This is a genomic window from Pseudomonas sp. BF-RE-22, assembly GCF_019956155.1.
GTDB lineage: Bacteria > Pseudomonadota > Gammaproteobacteria > Pseudomonadales > Pseudomonadaceae > Aquipseudomonas > Aquipseudomonas migulae.
The window spans coordinates 22,718-29,724 of record NZ_JAHBDD010000049.1; the positions used below are offsets into that span (position 1 = coordinate 22,718).

The 7,007-nt window shown below is 60.4% G+C and carries 6 protein-coding genes; 3 read left to right on the forward strand and 3 right to left on the reverse strand.

The genetic code is table 11. From position 1 onward, the window contains the following. Positions 1–4: 4 nt before the first annotated feature. The 3 genes from lepA to lptF form a co-directional block, all read right to left on the reverse strand. A complete protein-coding gene (gene lepA / locus KGA82_RS22005) occupies positions 5–1,804 on the reverse strand; it encodes a translation elongation factor 4 (protein WP_008026688.1) in 1,800 nt (599 codons plus the stop codon). A 251-nt stretch (positions 1,805–2,055) separates the two neighbouring features. Next, positions 2,056–3,117 (reverse strand): LPS export ABC transporter permease LptG, encoded by a 1,062-nt coding sequence (lptG, locus tag KGA82_RS22010; RefSeq protein WP_008042483.1) that lies wholly within the window; start codon positions 3,115–3,117, stop codon positions 2,056–2,058. Further along, positions 3,110–4,228: an LPS export ABC transporter permease LptF gene (gene lptF, locus KGA82_RS22015; RefSeq protein ID WP_008042482.1), complete on the reverse strand. Its 1,119-nt coding sequence runs from the start codon at positions 4,226–4,228 to the stop codon at positions 3,110–3,112. Before lptF ends, lptG begins: the two co-directional genes overlap by 8 nt. 311 nt (positions 4,229–4,539) lie before the next feature. Between lptF and KGA82_RS22020 the strand changes: the two genes are divergently transcribed. From KGA82_RS22020 to KGA82_RS22030, 3 genes are read left to right on the forward strand one after another with little or no spacing between them, the layout of a single operon-like run. Beyond that, on the forward strand, positions 4,540–6,030 hold the full coding sequence (locus tag KGA82_RS22020) for a leucyl aminopeptidase (RefSeq protein WP_008026682.1): 1,491 nt from the start codon (positions 4,540–4,542) through the stop codon (positions 6,028–6,030). A gap of 60 nt (positions 6,031–6,090) precedes the next feature. Then, on the forward strand, positions 6,091–6,519 hold the full coding sequence (locus tag KGA82_RS22025) for a DNA polymerase III subunit chi (RefSeq protein WP_008026678.1): 429 nt from the start codon (positions 6,091–6,093) through the stop codon (positions 6,517–6,519). An 8-nt stretch (positions 6,520–6,527) separates the two neighbouring features. Next, positions 6,528–6,917, forward strand: coding sequence for a hypothetical protein (locus KGA82_RS22030; protein WP_008042480.1), 390 nt, complete (start codon positions 6,528–6,530; stop codon positions 6,915–6,917). The last annotated feature ends 90 nt before the right edge of the window (positions 6,918–7,007 follow it).

A 7,007-nucleotide genomic window follows, 5' to 3' on the forward strand; every position in this document is an offset into this window, starting at 1 on the left:
GGACCTAACTATCCAACCTGAGCACTGCAAGGAAGGCTTCTTGTGGAATTTCCACGTTGCCGACTTGCTTCATGCGTTTCTTACCGGCCTTTTGCTTTTCCAGCAGCTTTTTCTTACGGCTGACGTCACCACCGTAGCATTTGGCCAATACGTTCTTTCTGAGTGCCTTGACGGTTGTCCGCGCCACAATCTGACCGCCAATGGCGGCCTGGATTGCCACGTCGAACATCTGCCGTGGAATCAGTTCTTTCATCTTCTCGGTCAACTGGCGACCTTTGTAGTTCGCATTGTCACGGTGCACGATCAGCGCCAGGGCGTCGACTTTGTCACCGTTGATCAACACATCCAGTTTCACCAGATTAGCCGATTGATAACGATCGAAATGGTAATCCAGCGAAGCATAGCCACGGCTGGTGGATTTCAGACGGTCGAAGAAGTCCAGGACCACTTCGTTCATCGGCAAATCGTAGGTCACCTGAACCTGGGTACCGAGGAACAGCATGTCGTGCTGCACGCCACGCTTCTCGATGCACAGGGTAATAACGTTGCCCAGGTGTTCTTGCGGCACAAGAATGTTGGCCCGCACGATCGGCTCGCGCATGTCTTCGATCGTGGACAGGTCCGGAAGCTTCGACGGGTTATCGACGTAGATCGTTTCACCGGTTTTCAGCAACAGCTCGAAAATTACCGTCGGCGCCGTGGTGATCAGGTCCAGGTCGTACTCGCGCTCCAGGCGCTCCTGGATGATTTCCATGTGCAGCATGCCGAGGAACCCGCAACGGAAGCCGAAGCCCAGGGCGTCGGAGCTTTCCGGGGTGTACTGCAGCGACGAGTCGTTGAGCGTGAGCTTTTGCAGGGCTTCACGGAAATCTTCGAAGTCGTCGGAGCTGACCGGGAACAGACCGGCGTACACCTGCGGTTGAATGCGTTTGAAACCTGGCAGCACGTCAACGTCGGGGGTGGAGCTCAAGGTCAGGGTGTCGCCCACTGGCGCACCGTGAATGTCCTTGATGCTCGCGATAATGAAGCCCACTTCACCGGCCTTCAGGTCGGCGGTAGGGGTGTGTTTCGGGTTGAATACACCGACGCTGTCCACCAGGTGGATCTTGCCGGTGGACTTGACCAGGATCTTGTCGCCCTTCTTCACGCGACCGTGGCGCACGCGCACCAGGGACACAACGCCCAGGTAGTTGTCGAACCAGGAGTCGATGATCAACGCTTGCAGCGGATCGTCGTAGTTGCCGGTCGGCGCCGGAATGGTGGTGACCAGGCGCTCCAGCACTTCATCGACGCCCAGACCGGTCTTGGCACTGCAAGTGACCGCGTCGGTGGCATCGATGCCGATGATTTTTTCGATTTCTTCCTTGACGCGGTCCGGATCGGCCTGTGGCAGGTCGATCTTGTTCAGGACCGGCATGACTTCCAGGCCCTGCTCGATCGCCGTGTAGCAGTTGGCAACCGACTGCGCTTCAACGCCCTGACCGGCATCGACCACCAGCAAGGCACCTTCACAGGCCGCCAGCGACCGGCTGACTTCGTAGGTGAAGTCAACGTGGCCCGGGGTGTCAATGAAGTTCAGCTGGTACTTGATGCCATCGCGAGCGGTGTAATAGAGGGTGACGCTGTGGGCCTTGATGGTGATCCCGCGTTCACGTTCCAGGTCCATGGAGTCCAGCACCTGGGCTTCCATTTCGCGCTCGGCAAGGCCGCCGCACATCTGGATGAAGCGATCGGCCAGCGTCGACTTGCCATGGTCAATGTGGGCGATGATGGAGAAATTGCGGATATGACTCAAATCACTCACGGATCAACACTCAAAAAGGCTGCAGGCATGGCCCGCCGAAAAATAGCCGGGAATTGTACCTGATCCACGGCGCAAGCGTCACGTTCGCAGGTCAGACGGCACCTACAAAAAACGCCCCGGTCTTGCGACAGGGGCGTTTTTGAAGGCTTTTGCAGGAGCCTGCTTGCTGGCGATGGGGGCGCCGCAGTGGGTCTGGATGACCGAAGCGATGCGCTATCGCCAGCAAGCTGGCTCCTACAGGTTCGTGTGTTTCAACCGGCTCGGCGCAGGAGGTAGACACCTGCCAGGGCACACACACCCGCCGGCACCAGCACCGCAAACAGCGGCGAGAACCCGAACACCAGGCTCGAAGGCCCCAGCAAATCCTGGACGATGCGGAAGGTGAAGCCCACCAGCACGCCGGTGAATACCCGCTGACCGAGGGTAACCGAGCGCAGCGGACCGAAGATGAAGGAGATCGCCATCAGTACCAGGGCGGCAGTGACCAGCGGCTGCAACACCTTGACCCAAAATGCCAGCCAGTAACGGCCATTGTTCAACCCCTGATCCGCCAGGTAGTGGATGTAACTCCACAGGCCGGTGATCGACAGCGAATCCGGCGACATCACCACGGTGCTCAGCAGTTGCGGGCTCAGCGCCACGTTCCAGCGCTCGACCGGGGCCGTGACCACTTCGGTGCTCTTGTCATGGAACAGCGTGGTCGTGACATCGCTCAACTGCCAGTGATCCTGGTCGAATTTCGCGCGTTTGGCGAAGCTCGAGGACAGCATGTGCCGCTGATCGTCGAAGCGATAACGGGTCACGCCGTACAGCACGCCGTTGGGTTGTACCGAGTTGACGTGGATGAACTCCTCGCCCTGACGGTGCCACAGGCCATGCTTGGCGCTTTGCGCATCACCACTGCCTTGAGCCAGCGAGCGGTTGGCCTGCGCAGTGCTTTCGGTCGCCGGCGCGATGTACTCGCCAATCAACACGCCCACCACCATCAGGATCAGCATCGGCTTCATGACGGCCCAGACGATCCGGCCGATCGACACGCCCGCAGCGCGCATGATGGTCAGCTCGCTGTGACTGGCCAGACTGCCGAGACCGATCAGGCAGCCGATCAGTGCTGCCATCGGCAACATGTCGTAAAGACGGCGCGGCGCGGTCAGCAGGACGTAACTCAAGACATCGACCAGGGTGTAGGTATCGCTGACTTCACCCATCTCGTCGATGAAAGCGAACAGCGTGGCCAGACCGAGAATAATCCCCAGTACCGCCAGGATCGCGATAAAGACGCTGCTACCGATGTAGCGATCGAGCTTAACCACGGGCCACCTCCAGCGCGCTGCGGCGACTCGCCCGCTTCAACTGCCAGGGTTCCCAATAGAGCAAGCCAAGGCCGATGGCCAGGAAGATTGCGTGAACCCACCACAAGCCCAGCGCGGGCGGGATCTTGCCCTTTTCGAGGGCGCCGCGAGCGGCAATCAGGATGCTCAGGTAAGCCATATAAAGAAGAATCGCCGGCAGCAGCTTGAGGAAACGGCCCTGGCGCGGATTGACCCGCGACAGCGGCACCGCCATCAGGGTCACGATGAAGACCAGCAAGGGCAAGGACAGGCGCCATTGCAACTCGGTGCGCGAACGCAGGTCATCACTGCCGAGCAACGAACTGGTGGGCATTGCATCACGGTCGGTGACTTCGTCGCTGACGTCCGGCTTAGGCAGCAGTACGCCGTACTCTTCGTACTTGATCGCACGATAGTCGGCCTGCCCCGGGTTACCGTCATAACGATAACCGTTGTCGAGAATCAGGTAGCGGTTGCCGTCGGGGCGGATTTCCTGACGGCCCTTCTCGGCCACCAGCACGGAAATCCCGCGATCCTTCTTGTCCGACGAGACGTTCTTTTGCGAAATGAACACGCCGCCGAGGTGGATGCGGTCATCCGACAGGGTTTCGGTGTAGGTCACCCGGGTGCCGTCACGCAGGGCCTGGAAGCGACCCGGCTCGAGGGTATCGAACTCGGTCAGCGCGTCTTGCTTGTTCAGCAGCAACTGAAACTGATTGGCCCCTTGTGGCGCCAGGCTCAGGCTCAACCATGCCACCACCAGTGCCACCAGGGTGGCCGGAAACAGGGTCATGGTGAACAGGCGCTGCTGGCTCATGCCCGTGGCAGAGAGCACGGTCATTTCACTTTCAAGGTACAGGCGACCGTAGGCCAGCAGGATCCCGAGGAACAGGCCCAGCGGCAGGATCAGTTGCAGAAAGCCTGGCAGGCGAAAGCCCATGATCAGGAACAGCGAGCCCGGATCCAGAAGGCCAGCCGCCGCCTGGGCGAGGTATTTGATGAAGCGTCCGCTCATGATGATGACCAGCAGCACGGCACTGACGGCGCTCAAGGTCAACAGGACTTCGCGGGATAGGTAACGGAAGACGATCAAACCAGACACTCCAGGGTTGTCAGGCTAAGGCGGCCAAACAAGCAAACGTATCAGGCAGCCCGCAAGACAGAGCCGCCGAAAAAAGTTGGCGCATTATCCTGTGATTGGACGCGCCTGTCACTGCGCATGGTTACGCAGGCGGCCAAAGCGCAGAAGATCGTACAACCGAGGGTTGTCAGGCGCCGGTAGCGAGGTTCAAACTGCGGCCTTTGTCGCAAGCCGTGACTTGCGTCTTTCACTCTATAAATAAGCAGGCTCGAACGTCTGTCGTCGAGCACTTGCGTGTTGACCCATCATTCAGGGACCCGGACATGGAACTGGTTGTAAAAAGCGTTAACCCAGAAACGTTGAAAACCTCCACCCTGGTAGTCGCCGTCGGCGAAGGCCGCAAGCTCGGCGCCGTTGCCAAACAACTCGACGAACTGAGCGGCGGCGCCATCAGCGCAGTGCTCAAGCGTGGCGACCTGGCCGGCAAGGTTGGCCAGAGCCTGTTGCTGCACAGCCTGCCGAACCTGAAAGCCGAGCGCGTGTTGCTGGTCGGCGTGGGCAAGGACGAAGAACTGGGTGACCGCCCGTTCCGTAAAATCATCGCCGGCATCCTCAACACCCTGAAAGGCCTGGGCGGCAGCGATGCCGTGCTGGCGCTGGACGAAGTGATCGTCAAGGGTCGCGACAGCTACGGCAAGACGCGTCTGCTGGCCGAAACCCTGGTGGACGGCGAATACACCTTCGATCAGTTCAAGAGCCAGAAAGCCGAACCTCGCGCCCTGAAGAAAGTCACCCTGGTGACCATCAAGGCAGCCCAGGCTGAAGTCGAGCGCGCCGTGGCCCACGCCACCGCGATCGCCAACGGCATGGCGTTCACCCGCAACCTGGGCAACCTGCCGCCGAACATCTGCCACCCGACGTTCCTCGGCGAGCAAGCGAAAAACCTCGGTAAAGAATTCAAAAGCCTGAAAGTCGAAGTCCTTGATGAGAAGAAAATCAAGGAACTGGGCATGGGCTCGTTCTACGCCGTCGGCCAGGGCAGCGCCCAGCCGCCACGCCTGATCGTCATGCAATACAACGGCGGCAAGAAATCCGAGAAGCCGTACGCCCTGGTCGGCAAAGGCATCACCTTCGACACCGGCGGCATCAGCCTGAAGCCGGGCGCCGGCATGGATGAAATGAAGTACGACATGGGCGGCGCCGCCAGCGTGTTCGGTACCTTGCGTGCCGTGCTCGAGCTGAAACTGCCGATCAATCTGGTGTGCATCCTCGCCTGCGCCGAGAACATGCCGAGCGGCAACGCTTCGCGTCCGGGCGACATCGTCACCACCATGAGCGGCCAGACCGTGGAAATCCTCAACACCGACGCCGAAGGCCGTCTGGTGCTGTGCGATGCCCTGACCTACTCCGAGCGCTTCAAGCCACAAGCCGTGATCGACATCGCAACCCTGACCGGCGCTTGCGTCGTTGCATTGGGTGCGCACACCTCCGGCCTGCTGGGCAACAACGACGAACTGATCGGCCAACTGCTGAGCGCCGGCCAATCGGCTGACGACCGCGCCTGGCAACTGCCGTTGTTCGACGAGTATCAGGAGCAGCTGGACAGCCCGTTCGCCGACATCGCCAACATTGGCGGCCCGAAAGCCGGCACCATCACCGCTGCCTGCTTCCTGTCGCGCTTCACCAAAAACCTGAACTGGGCGCACCTGGACATCGCCGGCACCGCCTGGACCAGCGGCGGCAAGGACAAGGGCGCCACTGGCCGTCCGGTTCCATTGCTGACCCAGTACCTGCTGGACCGCGCCAAAGCCTGAAACCGATGACCTCGGGCGGCGTTGCTTTCGGGCGACTCCGCCTGGGGCTCAGGAACCGCAATGACCAAAGTCGACTTCTATATCCTGCCCAGCGCCGATCCTTCGGCACGGCTGGATTTCGCCTGCAAGCTCACCGATAAAGCCTGGCGCATGGGCCATCGCATCTACCTGCATTGCAGCGATGCCGCCCAGCGTGACGATCTCGATGCACGCCTGTGGGCCTTCAAGGGCGAAAGCTTCGTGCCCCACGGCCCCGCCGAAAGCGAGCCGGACGGTTTGATTGTGCTGGGTCTTGGCGATGACTGCGGTCAACATCAGGATTTGCTGGTCAACCTCGACCTGAAAGTCCCGGCCTTTGCCAACAAATTCGCCCGGGTGGCGGAAGTGGTGGTGGAGGATCCGGCGATACGCACGGCTGCGCGGGAGAGTTTCCGTTTCTACCGCGAACAGGGCTATCCTCTGCAAGATCACCGTTTACAGCGACTCTGAGCATTCCGATGGACACTCCAAAACCGCTGCAAAAGTCCGCGCACCTGCTGGACGACCTTGAGTCGATCCGCCAATTGCTCGGCGATGACAACCTGCAACCACCGCTGCTGACCGACACGGTCGACGATGGAGAGCAGGAACAGATTCCGATGTTGTTCGACACGGTCAGCGCCAGTCAGCCCACCGTCGCACCGACACCAGTCGCCGCTGCCGCGCAACCGGCACCCGCGGCCAGCAAAGGTCCCGACGACCTGCTGCACCTGGACAGCGAACTGCGCGCCGCCGCGCAATTGATCATGCAAGACGTGATCGACGACTTCGCCCCGCACATCGAAACCGAAATCAAACGCCGCCTCAGCGCGCGCCTTGAGCGGTTGCTAAGCCAGTACAACGATTAATCGAACACACCCCCCTCCCGTAGGAGCGAGGCTTGCCCGCGAAGGCGATATGTCAGATACATCAATGCTGACTGACACACCGCCTTCGCG